The 26,670-nt window shown below is 68.2% G+C and carries 24 protein-coding genes; 17 read left to right on the top strand and 7 right to left on the bottom strand.

Annotated elements, in window-relative coordinates; genetic code table 11:
* Positions 1-11 precede the first annotated feature (11 nt).
* On the top strand, positions 12-683 hold the full coding sequence (locus BN2503_RS13440; RefSeq protein ID WP_054257175.1) for a histidine phosphatase family protein: 672 nt from the start codon (positions 12-14) through the stop codon (positions 681-683).
* A 48-nt stretch (positions 684-731) separates the two neighbouring features.
* Positions 732-1,211 (top strand): hypothetical protein, encoded by a 480-nt coding sequence (locus BN2503_RS13435; protein WP_054257174.1) that lies wholly within the window; start codon positions 732-734, stop codon positions 1,209-1,211.
* A gap of 1 nt (position 1,212) precedes the next feature.
* Here the strand turns inward: BN2503_RS13435 and BN2503_RS13430 are convergent, their stop codons facing one another.
* Entirely contained in the window at positions 1,213-2,064 is an 852-nt protein-coding gene (locus BN2503_RS13430) for a creatininase family protein (RefSeq protein ID WP_054257173.1), read from the bottom strand.
* 107 nt (positions 2,065-2,171) lie between these two features.
* Here BN2503_RS13430 and BN2503_RS13425 point away from each other — a divergent pair, with 107 nt between their 5' ends.
* The 5 genes from BN2503_RS13425 to BN2503_RS13405 all read left to right on the top strand — a co-directional run bounded on the left by BN2503_RS13425 (position 2,172) and on the right by BN2503_RS13405 (position 8,355).
* Positions 2,172-3,164: a hypothetical protein gene (locus tag BN2503_RS13425; protein ID WP_054257172.1), complete on the top strand. Its 993-nt coding sequence runs from the start codon at positions 2,172-2,174 to the stop codon at positions 3,162-3,164.
* A 94-nt stretch (positions 3,165-3,258) separates the two neighbouring features.
* Positions 3,259-5,472, top strand: a complete 2,214-nt coding sequence (locus BN2503_RS13420; protein ID WP_082366597.1) for a protein-disulfide reductase DsbD family protein — start codon at positions 3,259-3,261, stop codon at positions 5,470-5,472.
* Positions 5,473-5,759: 287 nt separating this feature from the next.
* Positions 5,760-6,383: a thioredoxin family protein gene (locus BN2503_RS13415; RefSeq protein ID WP_054257171.1), complete on the top strand. Its 624-nt coding sequence runs from the start codon at positions 5,760-5,762 to the stop codon at positions 6,381-6,383.
* 46 nt (positions 6,384-6,429) lie between these two features.
* Entirely contained in the window at positions 6,430-6,945 is a 516-nt protein-coding gene (locus tag BN2503_RS13410) for a CoA-binding protein (RefSeq protein WP_054257170.1), read from the top strand.
* Between the two features lie 84 nt (positions 6,946-7,029).
* A complete protein-coding gene (locus BN2503_RS13405; RefSeq protein WP_054257169.1) occupies positions 7,030-8,355 on the top strand; it encodes an O-acetylhomoserine aminocarboxypropyltransferase/cysteine synthase family protein in 1,326 nt (441 codons plus the stop codon).
* A gap of 77 nt (positions 8,356-8,432) precedes the next feature.
* Here BN2503_RS13405 and BN2503_RS13400 read toward each other — a convergent pair whose 3' ends face one another.
* The gene (locus tag BN2503_RS13400) at positions 8,433-9,743 is read right to left on the bottom strand and encodes an amidase (RefSeq protein WP_054257168.1); all 1,311 of its coding nucleotides are present in this window, start codon (positions 9,741-9,743) and stop codon (positions 8,433-8,435) included.
* Between the two features lie 94 nt (positions 9,744-9,837).
* On the opposite strand from BN2503_RS13400, the gene hemE reads away from it, so the two are divergent.
* The 5 genes from hemE to BN2503_RS13375 all read left to right on the top strand — a co-directional run bounded on the left by hemE (position 9,838) and on the right by BN2503_RS13375 (position 16,867).
* Positions 9,838-10,950: a uroporphyrinogen decarboxylase gene (hemE, locus tag BN2503_RS13395; protein ID WP_054257167.1), complete on the top strand. Its 1,113-nt coding sequence runs from the start codon at positions 9,838-9,840 to the stop codon at positions 10,948-10,950.
* 640 nt (positions 10,951-11,590) lie between these two features.
* Entirely contained in the window at positions 11,591-13,705 is a 2,115-nt protein-coding gene (gene priA / locus BN2503_RS13390; RefSeq protein WP_054257166.1) for a replication restart helicase PriA, read from the top strand.
* A gap of 64 nt (positions 13,706-13,769) precedes the next feature.
* Positions 13,770-13,949, top strand: a complete 180-nt coding sequence (locus BN2503_RS13385) for a hypothetical protein (RefSeq protein WP_054257165.1) — start codon at positions 13,770-13,772, stop codon at positions 13,947-13,949.
* Positions 13,928-14,992 (top strand): asparaginase, encoded by a 1,065-nt coding sequence (locus tag BN2503_RS13380; protein ID WP_054257164.1) that lies wholly within the window; start codon positions 13,928-13,930, stop codon positions 14,990-14,992. The genes BN2503_RS13385 and BN2503_RS13380 overlap by 22 nt, the downstream gene beginning before the upstream one ends.
* Positions 14,993-15,091: 99 nt before the next feature.
* Positions 15,092-16,867 (top strand): alkaline phosphatase D family protein, encoded by a 1,776-nt coding sequence (locus BN2503_RS13375; RefSeq protein ID WP_054257163.1) that lies wholly within the window; start codon positions 15,092-15,094, stop codon positions 16,865-16,867.
* A gap of 18 nt (positions 16,868-16,885) precedes the next feature.
* Here BN2503_RS13375 and BN2503_RS13370 read toward each other — a convergent pair whose 3' ends face one another.
* Positions 16,886-17,839, bottom strand: coding sequence for an AEC family transporter (locus tag BN2503_RS13370; RefSeq protein WP_054257162.1), 954 nt, complete (start codon positions 17,837-17,839; stop codon positions 16,886-16,888).
* 117 nt (positions 17,840-17,956) lie between these two features.
* Here BN2503_RS13370 and BN2503_RS13365 point away from each other — a divergent pair, with 117 nt between their 5' ends.
* The 3 genes from BN2503_RS13365 (at position 17,957) to BN2503_RS13355 (ending at position 21,247) form a co-directional block, all read left to right on the top strand.
* On the top strand, positions 17,957-20,020 hold the full coding sequence (locus BN2503_RS13365; protein WP_054257161.1) for an ATP-dependent helicase: 2,064 nt from the start codon (positions 17,957-17,959) through the stop codon (positions 20,018-20,020).
* Between the two features lie 107 nt (positions 20,021-20,127).
* Positions 20,128-20,469, top strand: coding sequence for a hypothetical protein (locus BN2503_RS13360; RefSeq protein WP_233495075.1), 342 nt, complete (start codon positions 20,128-20,130; stop codon positions 20,467-20,469).
* A gap of 391 nt (positions 20,470-20,860) precedes the next feature.
* Entirely contained in the window at positions 20,861-21,247 is a 387-nt protein-coding gene (locus BN2503_RS13355; RefSeq protein ID WP_054257159.1) for a hypothetical protein, read from the top strand.
* Positions 21,248-21,290: 43 nt separating this feature from the next.
* Here BN2503_RS13355 and BN2503_RS13350 read toward each other — a convergent pair whose 3' ends face one another.
* The gene (locus tag BN2503_RS13350) at positions 21,291-21,752 is read right to left on the bottom strand and encodes a universal stress protein (RefSeq protein ID WP_054257158.1); all 462 of its coding nucleotides are present in this window, start codon (positions 21,750-21,752) and stop codon (positions 21,291-21,293) included.
* 65 nt (positions 21,753-21,817) lie between these two features.
* Between BN2503_RS13350 and tgt the strand changes: the two genes are divergently transcribed.
* Positions 21,818-22,990, top strand: coding sequence for a tRNA guanosine(34) transglycosylase Tgt (tgt, locus tag BN2503_RS13345; protein WP_054257157.1), 1,173 nt, complete (start codon positions 21,818-21,820; stop codon positions 22,988-22,990).
* A gap of 57 nt (positions 22,991-23,047) precedes the next feature.
* Here tgt and argB read toward each other — a convergent pair whose 3' ends face one another.
* The 3 genes from argB to BN2503_RS13330 all read right to left on the bottom strand — a co-directional run bounded on the left by argB (position 23,048) and on the right by BN2503_RS13330 (position 26,070).
* Positions 23,048-23,938, bottom strand: a complete 891-nt coding sequence (gene argB / locus BN2503_RS13340) for an acetylglutamate kinase (RefSeq protein WP_054257156.1) — start codon at positions 23,936-23,938, stop codon at positions 23,048-23,050.
* 213 nt (positions 23,939-24,151) lie between these two features.
* Positions 24,152-25,255 (bottom strand): MraY family glycosyltransferase, encoded by a 1,104-nt coding sequence (locus BN2503_RS13335; RefSeq protein ID WP_054257155.1) that lies wholly within the window; start codon positions 25,253-25,255, stop codon positions 24,152-24,154.
* A gap of 14 nt (positions 25,256-25,269) precedes the next feature.
* A complete protein-coding gene (locus BN2503_RS13330; protein WP_175537920.1) occupies positions 25,270-26,070 on the bottom strand; it encodes a glycosyltransferase family 2 protein in 801 nt (266 codons plus the stop codon).
* A gap of 285 nt (positions 26,071-26,355) precedes the next feature.
* On the opposite strand from BN2503_RS13330, the gene BN2503_RS13325 reads away from it, so the two are divergent.
* Positions 26,356-26,670: hypothetical protein (locus BN2503_RS13325; protein WP_148639754.1), on the top strand; the 315-nt coding region annotated here is incomplete at its 3' end.

The raw sequence follows: 26,670 nt of genomic DNA, 5'->3' as shown, positions 1-26,670 counted from the left end.
CAATCGCCGCCATGGGAACCCTCTACCTTGTGCGCCACGGCCAGGCCTCGTTTGGCGCCGCCAATTACGACCAACTCAGCCCGCGCGGCCTGGAGCAGGCGCAACGTCTGGGGGCGTACTGGCGCGCGCGCGGCCTGCGCTTCGACGCCGTGCTCACCGGCACGCTGCAGCGCCACGCACAAACTCTGGCCGGCATCGGCGAGGCGCTGGGGCCGCTGCCCCCCGCCCAGGCCCTGCCTGGCCTGGACGAATACGACAGCCTGGCCCTGATCCGCGCCATCCACACCGCGCCCCTGGCCAAGCCGGACACGCCCGAGTTGTTCCGCCAGCATTTCCGCATCCTGTGCGACGCGCTGGCGCAGTGGATGGGCGGCACCATCAGCCCCCAGGGCATGCCCAGCTGGGAGGATTTCTCGAGCGGCGTGCACGCCGCGCTGGATCTCGTGCGCCGCGCACACGCCGGGCAGAACGTGCTGCTGGTCAGCAGCGGCGGCCCCATCTCCACCGCCGTCGGCCAGGTGCTGGGCACGTCGCCCGAAGTGACCATCGCACTGAACATGCGCATCCGCAACAGCGCGGTGACGGAGTTCTCCATCTCGCCCAAGCGGCTGATGCTGCAGACCTTCAACACCCTGCCGCACCTGGACGCGCCGGAGCACGCCGCACTGGTCACCCACGCCTGACGCGCCGCACGCACAGCGCGCCTGTCCGCGCTGGAGTACAACCGGGGCATGCCCCACACCACCGCACACACCGCCGTCTTCGACCTGCAGCTCGCGTCCGACCACCTGCGGCTCGTGCCGCCGCCGCCCGCGCCGCCCTATGCCGCGCCCCTGGGCTGGGGCACGGTGGTGCAGGCCTTTGGCCCCCGCATGCCCACGGCGCTGGCCCTGGAGCACGCCATCGCCATCGTCGAAGACGCGGTGATGCCCGCCACGCGGGTGCTGCCGGGCACGGCCTACGTGCTGCGCACGGCCAGCCCGCTGCTGCGCGAGGTGGCGCTGACCGCCGGGGCGGATCTGGCCGCGCGCCCTGCCCGCCTGTCACGCGCGGCGGTGGAAAACCTGTTCAGCCGCCTGGACAGCCAGGCGCACCGCCCTGGCCATGCCGACCCGGCCCTGCCCCAGCGCCCGGACTTCGCGGCGGCACTGCTGATCCTGCGCGAAGCGCTGCACCATTGGGGCAGCGAATGGATCGACGTCGGCGGTTGAATTAGCGCGGCTGCGCGGGCGTGCCCAGCGTCGACAAGGGCAGCGCGTGCAGCTCCGACAGCAGGTGCGCCAGCGCCTGGCCTGCCGCCTGCACCATCGCCTGCCCGTTAGCGGCCGTGGCCGCTGCCGCGTTGCCCACGGCGCCCTCCGGGTGGTAATCCTCGATGGCCCAGCCCATCTTGGCGCTGCGGCCGTTACCCAGAATGGCATGCGCCGCGGCGCGGTCCTGCGAGGTGGAGCGCCAGTCGCGCGCCTCCTCCATGCGCACCGTCTGCGGCGCCAGGTGCAGCATCATCGACGTCTCGATCTCGCCGCCATGGATGCCGAAGCGGTGCTCCTGCGCGCTGAACAGGCCCTGCACCGCGTCGGGCAGCGGCAGGCTGAACCAGCTCGCGCTGTAGGTGAGTAGCCCGTGGCGCTGGCGCAGCTCGCGCGCCACGATGTCCATGGCCGCCACGTTGCCGCCGTGGCCGTTGAGCAGCAGCAGCTTCTTCACCCCGGCGCGCGCCACGCAGGCGCCCAGTTCGCTCCACAGCGCGATCAGCGTCGCCGGCGAGAGCGTGAGCGTGCCGGGGTAGGACAGGTGCTCGGTGCTCAGCCCGATGGCTTGCGGCGGCAGAAAAAGCACAGGCAGGTCGGCCGGCAGCTGCGGCAACGCGGCGGCGACCACGCCCTGCAGCAGCGTGGCATCGACCGACAGCGGTAGGTGCGGCCCATGCTGCTCGACCGCCGCCACGGGCAGCACCGCCACGGTGCGCGCCGCCAGGCCCGAGGCCTGCGCGGCGGCGAAGTCGCGGGTGGAAACATCGGCCCAATGGCGCGCGGGCCAAGAATTCAGCGAAGGTGCAGGCATGGCGGCATGGTAGCGGCTGAATTGCGCCCGCTTGCGCCGCTTTCTCGGCCCTTGGCCGCACGGGGGACGGCGGCACAATCGAAAGCACACTGCGCCTTGATCCGCCCATGACGACGCCCCTTCCCCTGCTTTTGCGCCACCTGCAACGCTGCTGCCTGGCCGCCGTGCTGCTGGTGCTGCCTGGCCTCGCGGTGGCGGACTTCCGCGACCCCGAAGGGCAGCAGTTCGTCGTCTGGCCCAACATTCCCGTGGTGCGCGCCACCGACTTCGCCGAGTACGCCGCCGACCGCAAGATTTTTGACGAGCTGCACGCCGCCAAGGGCGACCCGGCCACCACCATCGCCGCGCTGCAGGCGGTGGACCAGTTGCAGGCCCACCATGAGCGCGCCGCGCTGGCCGAGCTGGGGCGCAGCCTGAACGTGCTGTTCATCAGCGAGCTGGACCGGCTCACGCGCGCCACCTCCATCCGCACGCCCAAGCTGCGCTTCGACTTCGCTGGCATCACCCCGGCCGAGCTGCAGCGCCCGGCGCTGCTCGACGCCACCGCACTGGCCGCGCTCAAGGCCAAGGCCGGGCAGGTGACGCTGCTGGTGTACATGACCTATGCGCGCACCGAGGGCAGCTCGATCCAGGTCACGGCCACGCTGCTCAAGCCGGCCGACGGCAGCTCGCAGAGCTTCACCGTCACGGCGCTGGCCTCGCAGGCCGCTGCAGCGCTGGCGCAGGACGTGTTCCACTACTTCTACAGCACGCGCTTTGCGCCGTACCGCAACCCGCTGGCCGACCGCGAATGGCTGCAGCCCGCGCCCGGCCACCGCGACCAGATGGTGTCGCTCGAAGCCGCCAGCCGCTACTGCCAGACCCAGGGCGCCGAGCTGCCCACCGAAAACGAGATGGAGGTGGGCGAGTCGTCCGGCATCTACCACGGCGGCATCGAGGCCAAGAACGACCGGCTGTACCACATGCGCACCGGCCAGCTCTACGTGGCCCGGCAGTCGGCCGACGAGCGCGTGGTGCCCAACCGCAACCCCAAAGGCAGCAACGCCTACTACTACTGCATCCGCAAGAAGGCCGGTGCGGCTGTGGCACGCAAGCGCTGAGCCGCGGCGCGGCACTTGATCGGCGGGCGGCTGGCCGCGCGCACAATCGCAGGCACGGAACCAAGGCGCCGCCGGCGCGCTCCTACCCTGCGTCATGTCCACCCATCTGCTGCAGCGCTGGCTGTTCACTCTTATTTTCATAGCTACCAGCGCTTTCTCCATAAGCGCTGGCGCGCAAATTTCCCTCAAGACATCGGCCACCGCCGGCAGCAGCGTGGTGACCACACCGTACGTGCGGGCCGAGCTGGTGGCCCATGCGCCCGAGGGCGTGGGGCCGGGCCAGCCGCTGTGGCTGGGCCTCTCCATCACGCACCAGCCGGAGTGGCACACCTACTGGAAGAACCCCGGTGACTCGGGCCTGCCCACGCAACTGCAATGGCAACTGCCCGAGGGCATGGATGCGGGCGAGATCGCCTGGCCCGTGCCGCACAAGATCCGCATCGGCAACCTGGCCAACTATGGCTACGAGGGGCAGGTGCTGCTGCCCGTGCCGGTCACGGTGTCGGGGGCCTTCGCGCCCGGGCCGCTGGCCAAGGAGGTGACGGTGCAATTGCAGGCCTCGTGGCTGGTGTGCCGCAAGGAGTGCATTCCGGAAGAAGGCCACTTCACGCTGCAACTGCCGCTGCGCAGCACCACCGCGGTGGACGCCGCGGCCTTTGCCGCCGCGCACCAGGCCGCACCGCAGGCGCTGCCTGTGGGCAGCGACGGCAGCAGCAGCGCCCGCGTGCAGGACGGCGCGCTGGTGCTGCGCGTGGCCGGGCTGCCCGCCGCGCTGCAGGGGCAGACGCTGGAGTTTTTCGCCGAAACCGCCAGCGTGATCGAAACCGCCGCACCGTACACCCAGGCGTGGGAAGGCGCGGTGTGGACGGCGCGCATCCCCCTGTCGCCCCAGCGCAGCGCCAGCCCCGAGCCCCTGCCCGTGGTGCTGGCGCACGGCGGCCAGGGCTGGCGCGCCGAGCTTCCGGTGGCGGGCGGCTGGCCCGCGCTGGCCGCTGCCGCCACCGTGTCACCCGCGCTGGAGGCGGCGCTGCGCGCCAATGCGCAGCTGGGCAACAGCCCGGCGCCCGGCGCGGCAGCCGCCCCCGCCCCCGCCGCCGCGCCCCTGGGCACCTGGCTGCTGGCCCTGCTCGGCGCGCTGCTGGGCGGGCTGGTGCTGAACCTGATGCCCTGCGTGTTCCCGGTGCTAGCCATCAAGGTGGTGGGCTTTGCGCGCCACGCGCAAGACACGCGCGCGCACCGCATCAGCGGGCTGGCCTATACCGCGGGCGTGCTGCTGTCCTTCCTTGGCCTGGGCGCGCTCATGCTCGGGCTGCGCGCCGCGGGCGAGGCCGTGGGCTGGGGCTTTCAGCTGCAGTCGCCGGCCGTGGTGGCCACGCTGGCGGTGCTGTTCACGCTGATCGCGCTGAACCTGGCCGGGGTGTACGAATTCGGGCGCATGCTGCCGTCATCGCTGGCCGGCCTGCAGGCGCGCCACCCGGTGGCAGACGCCTTCCTCACCGGCGTGCTGGCCGTGGCCGTGGCTTCGCCGTGCACGGCGCCGTTCATGGGCGCGTCGCTCGGCCTCACGGCCACGCTGCCGGCTGCGCAGGCGCTGGGCATCTTCGCCGCGCTGGGCCTGGGCCTGGCGCTGCCCTATCTGCTGGCGAGCTGGCTGCCCGCCTTCGCGCGCGCGCTGCCGCGCCCTGGCGCCTGGATGCAGACGCTGCGCCGCTTCCTGGCCTTCCCCATGCTGGCCACGGTGGTGTGGCTGGTGTGGGTGCTGGGGCAGCAGACCGGCATCGACGGCGCAGCGGCGCTGCTGGCGCTGCTGGTGGCACTGTCCATGGCCGTGTGGGCGCTGACGCTGCGCGGCACGGCGCGTCGGCTGATTGCTCCGCTTTCCATAGCTGCTTGCGCTTGGCTGGCCTGGAATTGGATGCCAAACATCGTTGAAATCAGGGAGCAGCAAGCGCAAACAGCTCCTGTTTCAGGAGCATGGCAGCCCTGGCGCCCCGGCCTGGCCGACGAGATCGTGGCCACCGGCCGCCCCGTGTTCGTCGACTACACCGCCGCCTGGTGCGTGACCTGCCAGTACAACAAGAAAACCACGCTGGCCGATGCCGAGGTGCTGGCCGACCTGGCCGCCCGGAACGTGGCCCTGCTGCGCGCGGACTGGACGCGGCGCGACCCCGCCATCACCGCCGCCCTCACGCAACTGGGGCGCAGCGGCGTGCCGGTGTACGTGCTGCACGCGCCGGGCAAGGCGCCCGTGGTGTTCAGCGAAATCCTCAGCGCCAGCGACCTGCGCGCGGCACTGGCGGCGCTGTAAGAGCGTGTTCACGATCTCCACGCGGGTGTGCAGGTGCGGAATCGGGCGGTCTGCGTTGTTGCAAATCCTCGCAATAGCAAGGCTATTGCTGCGGTTTGCGCCTAGCAGCCCATCCCGATCCGCATCCTGCACCCCTTCACGCGAGATCGTGAACACGCTCTAAGAAAGCGCTTGCAGGGCCATGGTTTGCTTGCAAGTCTTTACCGTTCTTTGCGCGGAGAAGCGAAGCAGGACCTGCGCAAGCAGCTATCTTTTTTGACTTTCCCCCCAAAGAAGGAGAACCCGCCATGCCCACGCTTTGCCGCCGCTCGCTGATTGCCAGCGCCGCCCTGATGGCGTTCAGCGCCCTGCCCTCGCTGGCCCAGGCCAGCGCCACCGTGGGCCAGCGCGCGCCCGACTTCACGCTGCAGGACACCGCCGGCCAGCCCGTGCGCCTGTCGGACTACAAGGGCAAGACCGTGGTGCTGGAGTGGACCAACCCCGGCTGCCCCTTCGTACGCAAGCACTACGACAGCGGCAACATGCCCGCCACGCAGAAGGACGCCATCGACCATGCCGTGGTGTGGCTGTCCATCAACTCCACCGCGAAGGCCAGCGGCGACTACCTGCAGCCCGCCGCGCTGGCCCACTGGCTGCACGAGCGCAAGGGCGTGGCCACGGCCGTGCTCATGGACGAGGAAGGCACCGTGGGCCAGGCCTACGGCGCCCGCACCACGCCGCATATGTTTATCGTCAACCCCGAAGGCACGCTGGTGTACGCGGGCGCCATCGACAGCATTGCCTCGGCCCGCCCGGCCGACATTCCCAAGGCCACCAACTACGTCAAGGCCGCGCTGGCCGACCTGGCGGCCGGCCGGCCCGTGGCCCAGGCGGTGACCCAGGCGTATGGGTGCAGCGTGAAGTACAAGTGACCGCCGGGACGCCGCGCAGCACGCGCGGCTGCTTACACTCCAGCGCATGAGCCGTACCCCCGACACCATCAGCACCCTGCAAGGCATCCTCACGCGCTGCCGCACCCTGGCCGTGGTGGGCCTGTCGCCCCAGTGGCACCGCCCGAGCTACTTTGCCGCCAAGTACATGCAGGCACATGGCTACCGCATCGTGCCGGTGAACCCCCTGGTCGCGCGCGAAGGCGGCCAGATCCTGGGCGAAACCGCCTACGCCAGCGTGACTGAGGCCGCCGCCGCGCTGGCCGCACAGGGCGCGAAAATCGACATGGTGGACTGCTTTCGCAAGAGCGAGGACATTCCGCCGCTGGCCGAAGAAGCCGTGGCCGTGGGCGCCCAATGCCTGTGGCTGCAGCTGGGCGTGTTCAACGAAGCCGCCGCACAGCAGGCCGAAGCGGCCGGGCTGCTCACGGTGCATAACCGCTGCGTGAAGATTGAGCACGCGCGCATCTTCGGCGGCCTGGGCTGGATGGGGGTGAACACCAAGGTGATCTCCTCGAAGCGGCTACAGCAACTGCCGTACTGACCCCGCACGGGCACCCACCACTCCTGAATCAATAGCTGCCAGCGCTTGCCCCATAAGCGCTGGAGGCTTTTTTTGCATAAAACCATGGCAGACCACGCATCTCCCGGCGCTGAGCGCACTTTTGGCTTTGGCACCCGCGCCATCCACGCAGGCGCCCGCCCCGACCCCGTGACCGGCGCGCGCGCCACGCCCATCCACCAGACCACCAGCTTCGTTTTTGACGACGCCGAGCACGCCAGCAGCCTGTTCAACCTGCAGACCTTTGGCAACGTGTACAGCCGCATCAGCAACCCCACGGTGGCGGTGCTGGAAGAGCGCATTGCCAACCTGGAAAACGGCCGCGCCGCGCTGGCCTGCGCCAGCGGCATGGCCGCGCAAATGGCGGCGCTGCTGGCCATTTTGAAAACCGGCGACCACATCGTGGCGGCCAGCACGCTGTACGGCGGCACCGTGGGCCAGCTGGGCGTAGGCTTTAGCCGTCTGGGCATTGAAACCACCTTTGTCGATCCCGCAGACCCAGACAACTTCGCCCGCGCCATGCGCCCGAACACGCGCGCCGTGTATGGCGAAACCATTGGAAACCCGCTGGTGAACGTGCTGGACATTGGGCGAATAGCCGACGTGGCGCACGCGCATGGTGTGCCGCTGGTGATCGACAACACCGTGGCCAGCCCCTACCTGTGCAACCCTTTGGCGCTGGGTGCCGACATCGTGGTGCACAGCGCCACCAAGTACATCGGCGGCCACGGCACCACCATGGGCGGCGTGGTGGTGGAGGGCGGCAAGTTCCCGTGGGACAACGGCAAGTTCCCCGAGATGGTGGAGCCCAGCCGCGCCTACCACGGCGTGAAGTTCTACGAGACCTTTGGCGACTTTGGCTACACCATGAAGGCGCGCATGGAGGTGAACCGCACCTTTGGCGGCGTGCTCTCGCCCATGAACGCCTGGCAGCTGATGCAGGGCGCCGAAACCCTGCACCTGCGTATGCGCGAGCACTGCCGCAACGCGTTGGCCGTCGCTCAATTCCTGCAAAACCACCCGCAGGTGGCCTGGGTGAACTACCCCGGCCTGCCCGATTCGCCCTACCACGCGCTGGCGCAAAAGCAGTTCCGCGCGGTGGACGGCGCGCCCGGCGCCTCGGGCATCCTGACGTTTGGCGTCAAGGGCGGGGCCGCAGCGGGCGAGAAGTTCATCGACGCCTGCGAGTTCGCCAGCCACCTGGCCAACATCGGCGACGCCAAGACGCTGGTGATCCACCCCGCCTCGACCACGCACCGCCAGCTCAGCGAGGAAGAACTGCAGCGCGCGGGCGTCTCGCCCGACATGGTGCGCCTGTCGGTGGGCATTGAAGACCTGGATGACATCCTGTGGGACATCGACCAGGCGCTGGCGCGCAGCGCCCGGGGATAAAGCGCCTCGATCAAACGCTGCCAGCGCTGATCCAACAAGCGCTGGAGGCCAAAAAAGGCCCAAGGCAAGGCGCGGGGTCAGCGCAGTGGCCCAAGCTGGGTTTGCAGGCTGTGGCCAATGGCCAGCAGCGCGCGGTCGGCGCTGCGCTGGCCGACCACCATCAGGCCGACCGGCAACACGCCCGCGGGCTGCGTGATCGGCAGCGACAGCGCCGGCAGGTCATAGAAGTTGAACACCGTGGTGTTGCGCAGCAGCAGCACGTTGGTGCGGTGGTAGGCGTCGGCGTCATGGTCAAGCGCGTCGATGCGCGGCGCCTGCATAGGCACCGTGGGCAGCAGCAGCACGTCGTAGTCGGCGATCTGCGCATCGAGCTCGGCCATCAGGCGCTGGCGCGCGCGCAGCAGGCCGACGTAGTGCGCCGCCATGATCGACTGGCCCGGACGCAGACGCGCCAGCACCGCGGAGTCGATGGCGTCGGGCTGGTGGGCCAGCACGTCGGCGTGAATGTGCGCGGCTTCCGCGGCGGTGATGCTGCCGTTTTGCTGCAGCCGGGCGGGTGCACCCAGCCAGTCGTCCAGCGCCACGTCGTCCACGCGGGCGCCGGCCTGCGCCAGCGCCTGCAGCACCTGTTCAAAGGCCTGCGCCACGGCGTCTTCGGTCTGCGTGAACAGCAGACCGCGCGGCACGCCCACGCGCAGGCCGCGCAGCTGGCGGCGCGGCAGCGGCTGCCACGGCTGGCCGGCCATGACGGCATCGGCCTGGGCGCATTCGAGCACGCTGCGCGCCAGCGGGCCAACCGCGTCCAGCGTGAACGACAGCGGGAAGGCGCCGTCGCGCGGCACGCGCTGCTGCGTAGGCTTGAAGCCGGTAATGCCATTGAGCGCCGCGGGAATGCGCACCGAACCGCCGGTGTCCGAGCCAATCGAGATGTCGGAAAAACCGCGCGCCACCGCCACCCCGGCGCCGGCCGACGAACCGCCCGGAATGCGCGTGGCATCGAGCGCGTTGCCGGGCGTGCCGAAGTGCGGGTTGATGCCCACGCCCGAGAACGCGAACTCGGTCATGTTGGTTTTACCGACGATCACCGCGCCCGCAGCGCGCAGGCGCTGCACGATGGCCGCGTCTTGCGTCGCTGGCGCGGCGCTGCGCAGCACGGCCGAGCCGGCCGTGGTGGGCTCGCCCGCCACGTCGAACAGGTCTTTCACCGACACCACGCGGCCGTCGAGCGGGCCCAGCGGCGTGCCGCTGGCGGCGCGCGCATCGGCCGCGCGCGCCGCGGCCAGCGCGGCCTCGGCGTACACGCGGGTGAAGATGCGCCGCCCTTCTTCGCCCGCCGCCGCAATGGCGGCCAGGGCGTTCTCGGTGCGCTGCAGGGAGGTAGGTTGCATGGTGTGGTTCTCCGGTCAACTGGCCTGCGAAGCTACCACGCTGCGCCGGGGCCCTCCGCCAGGGTCTTCCTCGCGGTGCGAGACAATCGGGGCCATGCAATTCCCCCCCCTCCTCAACGACACCTTCCTGCGCGCCTGCCGTCGCCAGGCCACCGACTACACCCCCTTGTGGCTGATGCGCCAGGCGGGCCGCTACCTGCCCGAGTACAAGGCCACGCGCGCCAAGGCAGGCAGCTTCATGGGCCTGGCCATGAACGTGGACTACGCCACCGAAGTCACGCTGCAGCCGCTGGAGCGCTTTCCGCTGGATGCGGCCATTTTGTTCAGCGACATCCTCACCGTGCCCGACGCCATGGGCCTGGGCCTGTCATTCGCCGAGGGCGAGGGCCCGCGCTTTGCCAAAGCCATCCGCAACGAAGCCGATGTGGCCCAGCTCGCCGCGCCCGACCTGGACAAGCTGCGCTACGTGTTCGATGCTGTCACCAGCATCCGCAAGGCGCTGAATGGCCGCGTGCCGCTGATCGGCTTCTCGGGCAGCCCCTGGACGCTGGCCTGCTACATGGTCGAAGGCAAGGGCAGCGACGACTACCGACTGGTCAAGAGCCTGATGTACAGCCGCCCCGACCTGATGCACCGCATCCTGGCCGTGAACGCCGACGCCGTGGCCGCCTACCTGAATGCGCAGATCGACGCAGGCGCCCAGGCGGTGATGATTTTTGACAGCTGGGGCGGCGTGCTGGCCGATGGTGCTTTTCAGCAGTTCAGCCTGGAATACACGCGCCGCGTGCTGGCGCAGCTCAAGCGCACCGGAGTGGACGGGCAAGACGTGCCACGCATCGTCTTCACCAAGGGCGGCGGCATCTGGCTGGAAGACATGAAAGACATCGACTGCGAGGTGCTGGGCCTGGACTGGACGGCCAACCTGGGCAAGGCGCGCGCCATCGTCGGCGGCCAAGTGGGCGGCCCCGGCAAGGCGCTGCAGGGCAACATCGACCCCAACGTGCTGTTTGCCCCGCCCGACATGGTGGCCGCACAGGCACGCGCGGTGCTCGACAGCTTTGGCACGCCCCACACCGACAAGACCACCACCGGCCCGACGCACATCTTCAACCTGGGCCACGGCATCAGCCAGTTCACCCCGCCCGAGCACGTGGCTGCGCTGGTCGAGGCGGTGCACAGCCATTCGCGCGCCCTGCGCCAGGGCTGATGCGCCGAGAGAGGTGAGCGGGCACTTATGCACTGCGCGGCCCGGGCGTTACAAGTCCTGGGCCACGCTGACAGCGCCCCGAGCGCCGGCCAGATAACTCACGTAAGTGCTTGATTTTCAATGGATTGCCGGTTTTGCCCATTTTCCGTGCAATCCAGCGAAAGCCCCATTTTTCAAGGCTTTGGGCGCGCTTCCCCAGGGATGTCAACAAAGTTATCCACAGTTTTTTGGGATACCCCGTGAAACCTCCGAAAAATCAAGCACTTGCGCCTGAAACCGAAGACAGAATGGCCACTTCTAGGTGAAAACCCTAGCACAAAACCACCCTCTCTTTGGCCATTTGGTGCCACGCAGTGCTACTTATGCACAAAAACGATAGCAAGCCACGCCTCCCCACAGCCCATGGCGTTCGCCCCCATCCCCCTGCTGGCAGAGGCCAAGAGCGTTGATTCATAAGGTTTTTTCTTTTTTGCCCAATTTGCGTGCAATCCGTCCGGGCCCAGTATTCATGCGGCCTGGGCCGGGGTGGCTACAGGATGCCCACAAAGTTATCCACAGAAACCGTGGATGACCCGGCAAACCCAGGCACATCAAGCACTTAGCCCCGCATCTGCCAAACCGTGTGAACAAGTTCCGCTAAATGACCTGCATCCTGCACGTGGCCGTCCAGACCCCCGCTCACAGCGGCGTGGGCGACCTGCTCAGCTACCAGCACACCGAAGCCCTGGCGCCCGGCACGCTGGTGCGCGTGCCCCTGGGCCAGCGCGAGGTGCTCGGCGTGGTGTGGGATGCCTTGCCCGGCGAGCCGCTCCCCGCGATGGCGCAGTTGCGCCCCGTGGCCGGCGTGCTCGCAGGCCTGGCGCCACTGGATGCCGCCTGGCGCCGCCTGGTGGCCTTCGCCGCGCGCTACTACCAGCGCGGCCTGGGCGAGGTAGCGCTGGCCGCGCTGCCGCCGCAATTGCGCGAACTCGGCCCCGAGCAGCTCGCACGCCGCCTGCGCCGCCCGGCCGCGCCCGCGCAGGACGCGCCGGACGCCCCAGAAACTACCGAAACCATAGCACTCAGCGCCGAGCAGCAAAGCGTGTGCAGCCAAATCGCGTCGCAACCCGGCCCCTTTCTGCTGTATGGCAGCACCGGCAGTGGCAAGACCGAGGTGTACCTGCACAGCGTGCAGGCCGCACTGGCACGCGACCCGGCAGCCCAGGCGCTGGTGATGGTGCCCGAGATCAACCTCACGCCGCAGCTTGAAGCGCGCTTTCGCGCCCGCTTCGCGCCGCTGTATGGCGCAGGCAGCGTGGTCAGCCTGCACAGTGGCATGACAAATCCGCAACGCCTGGCCAGCTGGCTGGCCGCGCACAGCGGGCGCGCGCGCATCGTGCTGGGTACGCGCATGGCGGTGTTCGCCAGCCTGCCGGGGCTGGCGCTGATCGTGGTCGACGAAGAGCACGACGCCAGCTACAAGCAACAGGAAGGGGCGCGCTACTCGGCGCGCGATCTGGCGCTGTGGCGCGGGCGCGAGCAGGGCGCCAAGGTCATCCTGGGCAGCGCCACACCCTCGCTGGAAAGCTGGCACGCCAGCCGCCCGCCCACGCCCGAGGACCCGCAAGGCGGGCGCTACCTGCGGCTGCACATGCCCAGCCGCATTGGCGCGGGCGCGCTACCGCGCCTGCGCCTGGTGGACATGGCGCAGCAACCACGCGGCGCGGTCTTCTCGCCGCCGCTGCTGGCCGCCATGACCGAGCGCGTGGAGCGTGGCGAGCAGTGCCTGGTGCTACTGAACCGGCGCGGCTTCGCCCCGGTGCTGCACTGCCACGCCTGCGGCTGGAAGAGCGACTGCCCGCACTGCAGCGCACACCAGGTGTTCCACAAAACCGACCGCAGCCTGCGCTGCCACCACTGCGGTTTCGCGCAGCGCGTGCCACGCGCCTGCCCGGGCTGTGGCAACCTCGACATCGCCCCCGTGGGGCGCGGCACTGAGCAGTTGGAGGAACAGCTGGCCGCGCTGCTGCGCAACGTCATCACCCCCGCACGGCGCGCCGCGCGTGTGGCGCGCATCGACGCCGACACCACGCGCGCCAAAGGTGCGCTGGAAGAACAGCTCGCCCAGGTTCACGCCGGCGAGGTGGACGTGCTGGTGGGCACGCAGATGGTGGCCAAGGGCCACGACTTTCGCCGGATCACCCTGGTGGCTGCGGTGCAGCCCGACGGGGCACTGTTCTCCAGCGACTTCCGCGCGCCCGAACGCCTGTTCGCACTGCTCATGCAGGCAGCAGGCCGCGCCGGGCGCGACGCGCGCTACATGGAGGCCCAGGCCAGCCAGCCTGAGATGTGGGTGCAGACCTGGCACCCCGATCACGCGCTGTTCGCTGCGCTGCGCCGCCATGACTACCCGGCTTTCGCGGCCCAGCAGCTCGGCGAACGCGCCCAGGCCGGCATGCCGCCCTTCGCCTTCCAGGCCCTGGTGCGCGCCGACGCGCGTACACAGGAAACGGCCCAGGCCTTCCTGCAGGCCGCCGGCGATGCAGCGCGGGCCACCCCGCTGCCGGGGCTGGAGCAGGTGTTCATCTTTCCGCCAGTCCCGCTGGCGGTGCAGCGCGTGGCCAATGTGGAGCGCGCGCAAATGCTGCTGGAAAGCACCAGCCGCACCGCGTTGCAGCGCTTCCTGGCCGCCTGGCAGCCGCTGCTGCACGCCGAGCGTGCACGGCATAAAGGCCTGGTGCGCTGGCTGGTGGACGTGGACCCACAAGCCATCTGACCCACTTTGAAGGCCCGGACACCGCGCCACGGGCATGATTCCTGCGTGACTCCCAGGGCATGAAATGCATGCGCTGCCGGTGTTTTCACCAATGCCAAGCGCATTCTTTTCGGGCATCGTGCCTGCCCACGGTTCGCAAGGCCGTTTTTTTGATGGGAATCCACACATGACCTTCCAGCCCTTGCGCAAATCCCTGGTGGCCGCGGCATCGTCCTCGCCGGTATCGCCGGCAACCCTGCACTGAGCCTGGCGCAAGACGCCAGCCCCGCCGCTGCGAGTGCGGCCGCCCAGGCCGCCGCCAAGCCCCACGTCGTGGTGCTGGCCACTGGTGGCACCATCGCCGGCGCCGGAGCGTCGGCCATGAACAGTGCCACCTACTCGGCCGCCAAGGTGCCGGTGGACAAGTTGCTGGCCGGCCTGCCTGAGCTGGGCAACATCGCCAAGGTGTCGGGCGAGCAGGTGTTCCAGATCGCCTCCGAGAGCTTCACCAACGAGCACCTGCTCAAGCTGGCGCAGCGTGTGTCGCAACTGGCCAAGCAAAGCGACGTGGACGGCATCGTCATCACCCACGGCACCGACACCCTGGCCGAGACCGCCTACTTCCTGAGCCTGACGGTGCACACCGACAAGCCCATCGCCGCGGTCGGCTCCATGCGCCCGGGCACCGCCCTGTCGGCCGATGGCGCGCTGAACCTGGTCAACGCCGTGAGCGTGGCCGCCTCCAAGGACGCCAAGGGCAAGGGCGTGTTCGTCACCATGAACGACGAGATCAACACCGCCCGCGACGTGAACAAGGACATCAACGTCCAGACCAGCGCCTTCAAGAGCCAGTGGGGTCCGCTGGGCATGGTGGTGGAGGGCAAGAACTACTGGTTCCGCGCCCCGGTCAAGCGCCACACCAACCAGTCCGAGTTCAACATCGACACCATCACGGCCCTGCCGCAGGTGAACATCGTCTACGCCTATGGCAACGTACAACCCACGGCCGTGAACGCCCTGGTGTCGAGCGGCGCCAAGGCCATCATCCACGCCGGCACGGGCAATGGTTCGGTGGCCGACCGCATGGTCAAGCCGCTGCAGGACGCACGTGCCAAGGGCACCGTCATCGTTCGCGCCTCGCGCGTGCCCTATGGCTTCGTGTTGCGCAACGCCGAGCAGCCTGACGACAAGTACGACTGGGTGGTGGCCCATGATCTGCGCCCGGAAAAGGCACGCATCCTGACCATGCTGGCCGTGGCCAAGGGCGCCAGCACGCAAGCACTGCAGCGCATGTTCTGGGAGTATTGAAGCCTCTGAGCGGCGGTGCGGCTTTCACAGCACCGTCATACCGGGGGCCTACGCTGGGGCGCTTCTCCAACCGCCCCCGCGCGCACTATGACTCCCTCAATGGACCGCCGCCGCTTCCTCGCCCGCACCAGCTTCTTCGTCGTCGCCGCCTCTGCGCTCAGCGCCTGCGGCGGCGGAGATGACGAACCCACGGGCCGCTACCAATTCCCGCAGGGCGTGGCCAGCGGAGACCCGCGCGAGTCGAGCCTGGTGTTCTGGAGCCGTTGCGTGCGCGCAGACGGTTCCGCCGGCGATGTGCCGGTGCGGTTGCAGGTGTCCAAGAGCACGCGGTTTGACACACTGCTGGCCGACGTAGCGCTCACCGCCAGCGCCACCTACGACTTCACCGTGCGCGCCAAAGTCACAGGACTGCCCTCGGCCACGCCGCTGTACTACCGCTTCGTGGCCGGCAACGACTTCAGCGCAGTCGGTACCGGCAAGACCGCGCCTGCTGCGGGCGCGACCGTGCCGCAACTGCGCTTCGCCTGGTTCACCTGCCAGGACTGGAGCGTGAACCACTGGGCCGCGATGAACCTGCTGGCTGCCGAGTCCGACCTGGACTTCATCGTGCACCTGGGCGACTACATCTACGAAACCGTGGGTGCGGCCTTCCAGTCCGGCGCGGCCGAGCCGGCGCACCCGCGCATCAGCCTGCCCAACGGCACCAAGCTGGCCGACGGCACCGTCTACGCCACCACGCTGGCCGACTATCGCACGCTCTACCGCACCTACCGCGGCGATGCCCGGCTGCAGGCGTTGCATGCCAAGTTCGCCCTGATCGCCACCTGGGACGACCATGAGTTCAGCGACGACTGCTGGCAGGACCACCAGACCTACACCAACGAAAACAAGCAGGAAACCGCGCGCCGCCGCGCGGCCAGCCAGGCCTGGCTGGAATACATGCCGGTCGATTTTGGCGACATGTCGTTCGACAGCGCCAACGCGGCCTACACCAACCTGCGCATCTACCGCGACTTCAAGTTCGGCAACCTCGCCCACCTGGTGATGACCGACCAGCGCCTGTACCGCGACGACCACCTCGTGTCCGAGGCGGTCATCGCCCAGGCCCAGGGGCACGACCCGATCAACGGCGGTGATTCCATCGGCTCGCGCTACTTCGTGCAGCAGCCCGTGCTGGCACAGTTCGAGGCCCTCAAGACCCAGGCCCTGGGGCGCACGCCGTCCATGTTGGGCACAACCCAGACCGACTGGTGGAAGCAGACGCTCAAAAACAGCACCTCCACCTGGAAGATCTGGGGCAACGAGGTCATGCTCAGCCGCCTGTGGCTGGACTTGCGGGCCCTGGCGCCCGCGCCCTACAACGCCCAGTACGTGGTCAACTGCGATGCCTGGGACGGCTTCCCCAGCCACCGCGCCGACCTGCTGCGGCACATCACCAGCAACGGCATTCAGAACGTGGTGGCGATCACAGGCGACCTGCACGCCTTCCAATGCGGCGTGGTGCGCGACGACCCAGCCAACCCCGCAACCGGTGCGCCCGCCGTGGTGGACTTCGTGTCCGCGGGCATCAGCAGCTCCAGCTTCTACACGTACATCAAGGCCGGCGCCGGCAGCACGCCGCTGGCCGCACTGGTGGCCACGCCCGAGGGCTTTGACGGCCTGTTGCGCGCCCACAACCCCGACTTCGCCTACGTTGACCACAACGCGCAGGGCTACGCCAGCGCAACGCTCACGGCGGCAGCGCTGACCGTGGTCTACAACAAGGTCAAGCCGCTCAACGCGGACGGCACGGCGCCCGCCAGCCCGCTGCTCAAGCGCACCCGCATCACGCTGGCCGCAGGCAGCCGCCAGCCCGTGGTGCAGGACAACGCCTGAGCCCCCGCTCCCCGGCCGTCACGCAAGCAGCGCCACGGCCGCGGAAAAGCTCAGGAAAGCGAGCACCGTCGACACCAGGATGATGCGTGCCACGCGCCCGCCGTGGGCGCCAAAGCGCTCCACCAGCAGCACCACGTTGCTGGCGCTGGGCAGCGCCGCCACCAGCACCAGCGCTGTCAGGGTGAAGTCCGACAAAGGCGCCCCCAGGGCGATGGCAGCCCGGCCCACACCCCACACCAGCAGCGGGTGCAGTACCAGCTTGGCCAGCGCCAGCGGCACGTACTGGCGCCAGGGCACTTGTTCATGCAGGCTGGTTTGCGAGCGCGCCAGCACCGCGCCGAGGGTGAACAACGCCACCGGCGAGGCTGCGCCAGCCAGCATGGCCAGGGTCTGGTCCACCGGCGTGGGCAAGCGCCACTGCAGCGCCGAAGCCAGCGCGCCCAGGAAGATGGCCCAGGGCATGGGGTTCACGGCCATGCCGCGCAGGGCGTTGCGCAGCGCCACCGCCGCGCCGTGCGCACCCGCGCCATCCAGGCGCGACAGCGCGATGCACAGCGAGCTGGTAACGCACATGTCCAGCGCCATGGTGACGATGACCGGCCCCGCGCTGGCCTGGCCCAGCAGCGCCACCAGCAGCGGCACGCCCATGAAACCCGAGTTGGGAAACGCCGTGACCAGCGCGCCGAAGGCCGCATCGTTCCAGCCAATGCGCCCGCGCCGCGTGGCGGCGATGGTCACGCCCACCAAGAGCAGCGCGCACAGCAGGTACACGCCGCCCACCACCGGGTCGAGCAGCTGCGCAATGGGCGTGCCCGCGCCGAAGCGGTACAGCATGCACGGCAGCGCGAAGTACAGCACGAAGGTGTTCAGCCCGCCGATGGCCGGCACCGGCAGCACGCCGGTGCGCGTTGCCAGGTAGCCGCACAGCACCAGGGCGAAGAACGGAAAGGTGATTTGTAGGACGGAGAGCACCGGCGCATTCTCGCCCTGCGCGCAGGGCGGCCCAGGACTCGGGCCCGTGAAATTTTTTCCGCCGCTATCATGCGCGCTCCACGCTTGCGCCCGCCCGATCTGCCCCTCCTTCCTCCCATGTCCGCCGGTCTCAACCTCGCCCAGCTCCAGGCAGTGCATTACACCGAAGGCCCATGCCTGGTGCTCGCGGGCGCGGGCTCGGGCAAGACGCGCGTCATCACGCACAAGATCGCGCGGCTGATCGAAACCGGGCTGCAGCCCCGGCGCATCGCCGCCATCACCTTCACCAACAAGGCCGCCGCCGAGATGCGCGAGCGCGCCAGCGGCCTCATCGGCCGCCAGGCCAAGGACGTGCTGGTGTGCACCTTCCACGCTCTGGGAGTGCGCATGGTGCGCGAGGACGGCCACGTGCTCGGCCTCAAGCCCTCGTTCAGCATTCTCGACGCGGACGATGTGAGCGGCATCCTCAAGGACTGCGCGGGCGGCACCACCGACCTGGCCACCGCGCGCCAATGGCAATGGACCATCAGCGCCTGGAAGAACCAGGGCTGGGACGCACGCAAGGCCCTGGCCATGGCGCAGGACGACCACGAGCGCAGCATCGCCCTCATCATGCAGCGCTACGAGGAGCGCCTTGCCGCCTACCAGAGCGTGGATTTCGACGACCTGATCGGCATGCCCATGCGCCTGCTGCGCCACCACCCCGAGGTGCGCGAAAAGTGGCAGCGCATCCTGGGCCATGTGCTGGTCGATGAATACCAGGACACCAATGCCACGCAGTACGAACTGCTGAAGTTCCTGGTGGGCGAACGCGCGCGTTTCACCGCCGTGGGCGACGATGACCAGAGCATCTACGGCTGGCGCGGCGCCACGCTGGACAACTTGAAGAAACTACCGCAGGACTTCCCGCAGCTCAAGGTGATCAAGCTGGAGCAGAACTACCGCTCCACCAGCGCCATCCTGCGCGCGGCCAACAACGTCATCCAGCCCAACCCCAAGCTGTATCCCAAGACACTGTTTTCCGAGCTGGGCGAGGGCGAGCCGGTGCGCGTGCAAGACTGCGACAACGAGGAGCACGAAGCCGAGCGCGCCGTGGCGCGCATCCAGAGCCTGCGCGCCGCCGCCAACCCGCCACCGGCGTGGAAGGACTTCGCCGTGCTCTACCGTGCCAACCACCAGGCCAAGCCCTTCGAGAAGGCCCTGCGCAAGGCCAACATACCCTACAAGGTATCGGGCGGCACGAGCTTCTTCGACCGCGCCGAGATCAAGGACCTGTGCGCCTGGTTCCGCCTGTGGATCAACAACGACGACGATCCGGCCTTCCTGCGCGCCATCACCAGCCCACGCCGCGGCGTCGGCCACACCACGCTCGGTGCGCTCGGCGAGTTCGCCACGCAGCACAAGCAAAGCATGTTCGGCGCGCTGTTCAACGCCATGCTGCCCGCCGTCATTCCCCGGCGCGGGCTAGAGGGGCTGATGGAGTTCGGCCGCACCGTCAACGAGCTGGAGTACCGCGCGCGCCACACCTACGGCGCCGAGGCGGCGCGCGCCTTCCTGACGGACTGGCTGAAGGAGCTGGGCTACGAGCAGCACCTGTACGACAGTGAAGACAGCGAAAAAGTGGCTGCCGCGCGCTGGAGCAACGTGCTGGAGTTCTGCGACTGGATGGCCCAGCGCGCCGGCGGCCAGGTGGAGGATGGCACCGGCACGCACAGCGAAACCAAGAGTCTGCTGGAAGTGGCGCAGACCATCGCCCTGCTGTCCACCATCTCGGAGCGCGAGCAGGAGCAGGACATGGTGGTGCTCTCCACCCTACACGCCAGCAAGGGGCTGGAGTGGCCGCACGTCGTCCTGGTGGGGGTAACCGAGGGCATGCTGCCCTTCAAGCTCGACGACGACGAAGGCCGCCAGGAAGAGGTCAGCCACGACACGGCGGCCCGCCTGCAGGAAGAGCGCCGCCTGATGTACGTGGGCATTACCCGCGCCCAGCGCACCCTGGTGGTGAGCTGGACGAAGAAACGCAAGAAGGGCCGCGAGATGGTGGCCTGCCAGCCCAGCCGCTTCATCGCTGAAATGAAGCTCGACGCCCGCACCGCGCGCGAAGACCCGCGCGAGAAACTCAAGGCCCTGCGCGCCGAATTCGCCGCGCGCAAGGCCCAGGCCGACAACCGCACGCCATGACCCGCATTGCCACTCTTTTTTTGATAGCTGCCAGCGCTTTCTCCGCAAGCGTTTGGGCGCAAAAATCCTCACAAACCGAACACGTACCCTGCACCGCCGCCGCAGACATGCAGCAGCGCCATCTGCTGGGCCAATGGCAGGCCGAGCTCGGCGGCCAGAGCGAGGCACTGCGCCTGGGGCCGCACCCGGAGCTGCGCGACAGCGTGCGCGGCACCCTGCAGCGCGGTGGACGGACGGTGCAGGTCGTGGGCGACGTGGACGACGGCCAGCTCACGCTGGAGGAGTCGGAGGATGGCAAGCGCATCAGCGCCACCTGGCTGGGCGAAGTCACCGAGGGCCGCTGCGGCAAGGAAATCCGCGGCACCTGGAGCCCCGAGGCCACCCCGGGCGCCAGCGGCCCGGCGCCCGCGCCCGTGCCATTCGTGCTGCGCAAGCAAAGCGGCTGGTGATGCGGCTGACAATGCCTTGAGCCAGGTCACAACCGGTTACGGTTGCGCGCCCCTCCTTGCTTGAATCCCACCAGGGCTGCGGCCACAATGCACGCACTCCTGCAAGCGGGGATATACGAAGGGAGGAGATGCGACGACAAGCGGCCATTTGCAGCCACTTGCCGCCGTTTCACACTAAGGCAACGTTGAACAAGTCCCCGCGATGGCGCGCGCCCTGGTTTGGAATGGGATGCAAGGCGCAAACCGCAGCCATAGCCGTAGCTATGGCGAGGATTTGCAACACAGCAGACCGTTCCAAAGCGGGGATGCGCGACGCGCGGGGACTTGTTCAGCGTTGCCCTAAAGCCCCGCGGCGTCCCGTCCCCAGACCACAGCGCCCGAAGGAAAATCCATGGATTTGCAATACCAGCTCAAGGCCGGCAACTACTACCTGTACGACATGCGCGATGCGCCCAGTGCCGTCACGGGTGAGCGCCGCTTCAAGCTCAAAACGGATACCGTGGCCATCGCCTTCGACCTGTTCACCGGCCAGGTGCACCAGCACGGCAACCCGACGCGCATCCAGTCCTGGGCCGCCCACCACCGCCGCCGCCTGCGTGCCGCAGGCGCCCTGGCCGAGGCCAATGACCTGGTGGTCGTCTCCGGCCCGCTGCCGGTGGACGAGCTGAACAAATGCCTGTGGATCGCGGGCTACTGCCGCCGCATGTTCAAGCGCCTGGCCAGCCTGCCGCACGGCAAGCTGCAGCGCCACGAATCTTCCTATAAAAAAGCAGCCTAGCGCTTATCTAGCAAGCGCTGACAGCTCTTCTTTAAGTAGCACATCAAGCGTCGGCGTCAATCACTTCCTGCGGCTCAGGGTGTTTGACCACCGTCACCGGCACCGTGCACTGGTGCACCAGCGCCTGCGACACCGACCCCAACCAAGCGCCACGCAGCCCGCCCAGTCCGCGCGCGCCGATGATGAGCGCATCGCAGCCGCAACGCTCCGCCATGTCCGCCAGCGTGGCCGCCACCGGGCCGAGGGCAATTTCCGTCTCGTAGGGCACGCCCGCAGCCTCCACCAGTGCCACCGCTGAGGCCAACAGGTGCTGGCCCGCCTCGACGCTGGCCGTGGCCACGGCATCCGCGCCCTGCGTGGCCAGCTCGATCAGCGAAGCCTCTTCCTGCACATGGCCCAGCACCAACGTGGCCTGCAGGCCGCCGCGGCGCACCAGCATCAACGCGTGGCGCACGGCGTCCAGGGCCAGTTCGGAACCGTCGGCAGCGACCAGAATTCTCAGCATTGTTTTCTCTCCTTGGTTAGAGGGAACCAGTGTAGGCCAACGCAGTCTGGGAAAATCGCCCTCCTATGCTGCAATTCGACCTGCTCAAGACCGACCCCGGCAGCCACGCGCGCCGGGGCCGCCTCACGCTCAACCATGGCCCGGTAGAGACCCCCATCTTCATGCCCGTGGGCACGTACGGCACCGTCAAGGGCGTAATGCCACAAAGCCTGCACGACATGGGGGCCCAGATCATCCTGGGCAACACCTTCCACCTGTGGATGCGCCCGGGCCTGGACGTGATGCGCAGCTTCGGTGGGCTGCACGGCTTCGAGCAGTGGCACAAGCCCATCCTGACCGACTCAGGCGGCTTCCAGGTGTGGAGCCTGGGCCCCATGCGCAAGATCACCGAAGAAGGCGTGCACTTCGCCTCGCCCGTGAATGGCGACAAGCTGTTCATGTCGCCCGAGGTGAGCATGCAGATCCAGACCGTGCTGAACTCCGACATCGTGATGCAGCTCGACGAGTGCACCCCCTACGAAACCAAGGGCCACCTGACGACCGAGCGCGAAGCGCGCCAGTCGATGGAAATGAGCCGGCGCTGGGCGCTGCGCTCCAAGGCCGAGTTCGAGCGCCTGGAGAACCCCAACGCGCTCTTCGGCATCGTGCAAGGCGGCATGTTCGAAAACCTGCGCCAGGAGTCCCTTGAAGCCCTGGTGGAGATGGACTTTCCCGGCTACGCCGTGGGGGGCGTGAGCGTGGGCGAGCCCAAGGACGAGATGCTGCGCATCATGGCGCACACGCCGCACCGCCTGCCAGCGCACAAGCCGCGCTACCTGATGGGTGTGGGCACACCGGAAGACCTGGTGGAGGGCGTGGCCCAGGGCGTAGACATGTTCGACTGCGTAATGCCCACGCGCAACGCACGCAATGGCACCATCTTCACGCGCCATGGCGACCTGAAGATCCGCAACGCACGCCACCGCGAAGACCACCAGCCGCTCGACCCCACCTGCACCTGCCATGCCTGCGCCGGCAAGGATGGCGTGGCCTGGGCCGATGGCGGGCGCGGTGGCTTCTCGCGCGCTTACCTGCACCACCTGGACCGCTGCGGCGAGATGCTGGGGCCCATGCTCACCACCATCCACAACCTGCACTATTACCTGAACCTGATGCGCGAAATCCGCGAAGCGCTGGACGCGGGCACCTTCGCACAGTTCCGCGCGCGCTTCAAAACCGACCGGGCGCGCGGCGTATAGGCCAAAGAAAAGCCCCATGGCCACGGCCATGGGGCTTTGGCTGCGGCAGCGGCGTGCTTATTCGCTGCGGATCATCGTGCCGTAGGCTTGGTCGGTCAGGATTTCCAGCAGCATCGCATGGGGCACGCGGCCATCGACGATGTGCACCGCCTTCACGCCCGCCTTGGCCGCATCGATGGCACCCGCCAGCTTGGGCAACATGCCGCCGGAAATCGTGCCATCGTCAATCAGCGCATCGATCTGTGCCGAGGTCAACTCCGGCAGCAACTGCCCCTGCTTGTCAAGTACGCCGGGGATGTTGGTCAGGAGCAGCAGCTTTTCCGCCTGCAGCACGGTGGCCAGCTTGCTGGCGACCACATCGGCGTTGATGTTGTAGCTCTCGTTGGCATCGCCAAAGCCGATCGGGCTGACGACCGGGATGAACGCATCGTCCTGCAGCGCCTTGACGACGCTGGGGTCGATCGCCACGATATCGCCCACCTGGCCCACGTCGTGCTCGATGCTGGGGTCTTTATGGTCGCGCAGCTTCAGCTTCTGGGCGCGGATCAGCCCGCCGTCGCGCCCCGTCAGGCCGACGGCCTTGCCGCCGGCTTGGTTGATGAGGCCCACGATGTCCTGCTGAACCTCGCCGGCCAGCACCCACTCCACCACCTCCATGGTCTCCGCGTCGGTCACGCGCATGCCCTGGATGAAGTGCCCTTGCTTGCCCAGGCGCTTGAGCGCCGTCTCGATCTGCGGCCCGCCGCCATGCACCACCACCGGGTTGATGCCCACCAGCTTGAGCAGAACCACGTCCTCGGCGAAGTCCTGCTGCAGCTCTGGGTCGGTCATGGCGTTGCCGCCGTACTTGATGACCATGGTCTTGCCGTGGAACTTGCGGATATAGGGCAGCGCCTGGGCGAGGATTTCGGCCTTGTCGCGCGGTGCGATGGTGAGCGGGTCGGTCATGTGCGGTGCGGTCGGAAGGTTCAGTAACTCTCGGATTGTGCAGCAGCTCGCGTGCGGCCCCGCCCATGACGGAACAAAATGGAGCCAATGCATCCGGCCCAGGGCTCAACGGAAACCACCGTGACAGGGGCAGCGATCGCGATGATTTGCAACGAGGCCCTGGGCGCAAAAACGCCATTCATGTGCAGTCTGCAGCGACGCAGCGCACCGGCGTCAGCGACGCACCCACTCGGGCACCTTGAAGCGCACGATCGCCAGGTACGCCGTGACATAGCACACGCAGAACAGCACGCACAGCGCCATCAGAACCGGCGTGTTGCTCCAGAACAGCAGCGCGGGCACCACCGTGAGCATGGTGAAGGCCCAGAGATAGGGCGAAGTGCGGTTGTTACGCTTGAGCATGCGGCGCGACATGTCCTCATGGAACACACTGCGCACAATGCGGCGGTAGATCAGTTGATGGAAGTGCAGTGCATCGGCCACCCCGGGCGACACACCCCGGGCCAACTTGCGGTAGATAGAGAACACCGTTTCCCAGAGCGGATAAATCAGCAGCAGCACCGGGAACCAGGGCGATACGTCAGGATTGCGCTGCACCAGGGTCAGGCTCGCCAGCGCAATCACCACGCCCCAGATGTAAGCACCGCCGTCGCCTGCGAACAGCAGGCCGCGCGGGTAATTCCACACCAGAAACCCCCCTGTAGCTGCCGCCGTGGCCACCAGCAGCGCCGCCAGGCCGCGGTCCCCCACCTGCAGCGCCACATGCGCCAACGCCAGGCACACGATGAGCGCCACCATACCCGCCAGGCCGTTGTAGCCGTCAATGATGTTGAACGCATGGGGCAGGCCTGTCACGGCCAACAGGGCAATGGCCCAGCCCAGCCACGGCGCCACCAACAGCAGTGCGTCAAGCCACGGCATGCCCAGGCGCGGCACGTGCAAGTCGAGTACGACGACGGCGAGCGCGCCGCTCAGGCCGGTCAGCAGCAGGCGGTAGCGCACGGTCAGGCGCTGGGTCGCGTCCTCGGCCATGCCGCCGAATGCAGCGGGCAGCAGCGCCACCAGCCACCAACCCGCCCACGCGCCAATGCGCAGCGAAGCCGGATCCCCCCAGAACGCCGACACAAGCCCCCCAAGCCCCCAGCTGGCGACGATGCCCGCCAGCATGGCCAGTCCCCCCAGGCGCGGCACGTTGCCGAGGTGAAAACGCTGGGGCATCTCGTGCCCATAGGCGGCCGTGTGGCCGTGCGCCCAGCGCACCACGCCCCCCGCAGCAAACGCGGCTGTCAGGAATGCAATCACGGAAAGCCAAATCATATGGGGGGGTGATCCTACTCTGGCCGCACTGCGCCCTGTAACGAAGGCAACCCCCGGGCACGCCAGAAGACCGGAGACGCCCACAGCCGCAGCAGGCTGCGCACATGCCACCACAGGGGCCGCCAGGCGCGACGGCTGGCGCGGTCGCCTGCATGCACCACCACGGCGGCAGCGCCCACCAGGGCCCAGCCCGCCAAACGCAGGCGCAGGCACAGATCGACGTCCTCGCAATACATGTGGTAGCCCTCATCGAAGCCCCCCAGCGCTACCCAGACCGGAGACGGCAACACCAGGCAGGCGCCGTTGACCCAGTCGAGCCGCTGCTCGCCGCGCCGGCGTACACGGCGCTGCCACAGCGCCACCAAGGTGGGCAGTGCGCGCTCGCTGTCCTGCACGCGCCCCTGGACATCGACCTGCAGCGGATAGGCGCAGCCCACCCCGCGCATGCCGGCAGCCTGGACCAGGGCAGCGAACGGATCTGCGCCATCGGGGAGCAGGGCCACGTCGGGGTTGAGCACGCACACAAAGGCCTCAGGCGCCCCCGCCAAGGCCCGGTTGTGGTTGGTGCCAAAGCCTGCGGGCTGGGCATTGCAGCGCAGCTCCAGCACGAACGGCCAGCCCGCGGCAGGCGCACACGGGGGTGCCTCGGGCAGATTCAGCGTGAGCACCACCCGCGCTACTGACGCCGCGCAGCGCTGCGCCAGCGCCTGCAACAGCACCTGCACCTGCGCACCATGGCCATGGCTGACGATGGACACCACCAGGTTCGCGGCGGATGCGTGCGCAGGAGCGGAGAAGGCGGGCAGTGGGGGCATGGGTGTGCGATTGTCCGGCAAGTACCAGGCCCGCCAGGTTACAGAAGGAACGCCACGCCACCCAAACCGCTCCTCCTTTGATAGCTTATGGCGCTTTCTGGATATACCCTGAAGGCCAAAAACAGGGCGAATCCTGACAACGCACGCACCGTGGTAGATGCAAGCCCGCAGGCTCGTGCTGAAAAATGGCAAAAATCACGTCTTCCCTTGTGCAGCAAGCGCAAGTAGCTATCAAAAAAAGAGTGACGCAGGCGTTGACAGCCACCGATCCAGGATAATTTCGCCATGACCCCCCCCCGCGATAGGCCCCCTTCCGAGCCGCTGAGTGCCGCCGATCTTCTGTCGCTCGTGCAGACGCAAAGCGCGCAGCTGGCACACGCCGAACAAAAACTCAGCGAGCTGCAGTACGCCCACCGCCAGGCGCTGTCGGCGCTACAGACGGCCCAGGCACAGCTGGCAGAGCACCAGACGGCAGCCCAGGCACTGGAGCAGCTGCGCCAGCAGCACCAGGCTCTGGCCGCACACCTGCATGAGATACGGCACTCCACCGTCATCCGTGCCACCCGCCCGTTGGTGAACGCCAAGCTTCGCCTCGACCAG

The sequence above is a fragment of the Paenacidovorax caeni genome (assembly GCF_001298675.1).
In the GTDB taxonomy this organism is placed as follows: domain Bacteria; phylum Pseudomonadota; class Gammaproteobacteria; order Burkholderiales; family Burkholderiaceae_C; genus Paenacidovorax; species Paenacidovorax caeni.
The sequence above is the reverse complement of the archived record's forward strand: the minus strand, read 5'-3'. Positions and strand labels throughout refer to the sequence as shown.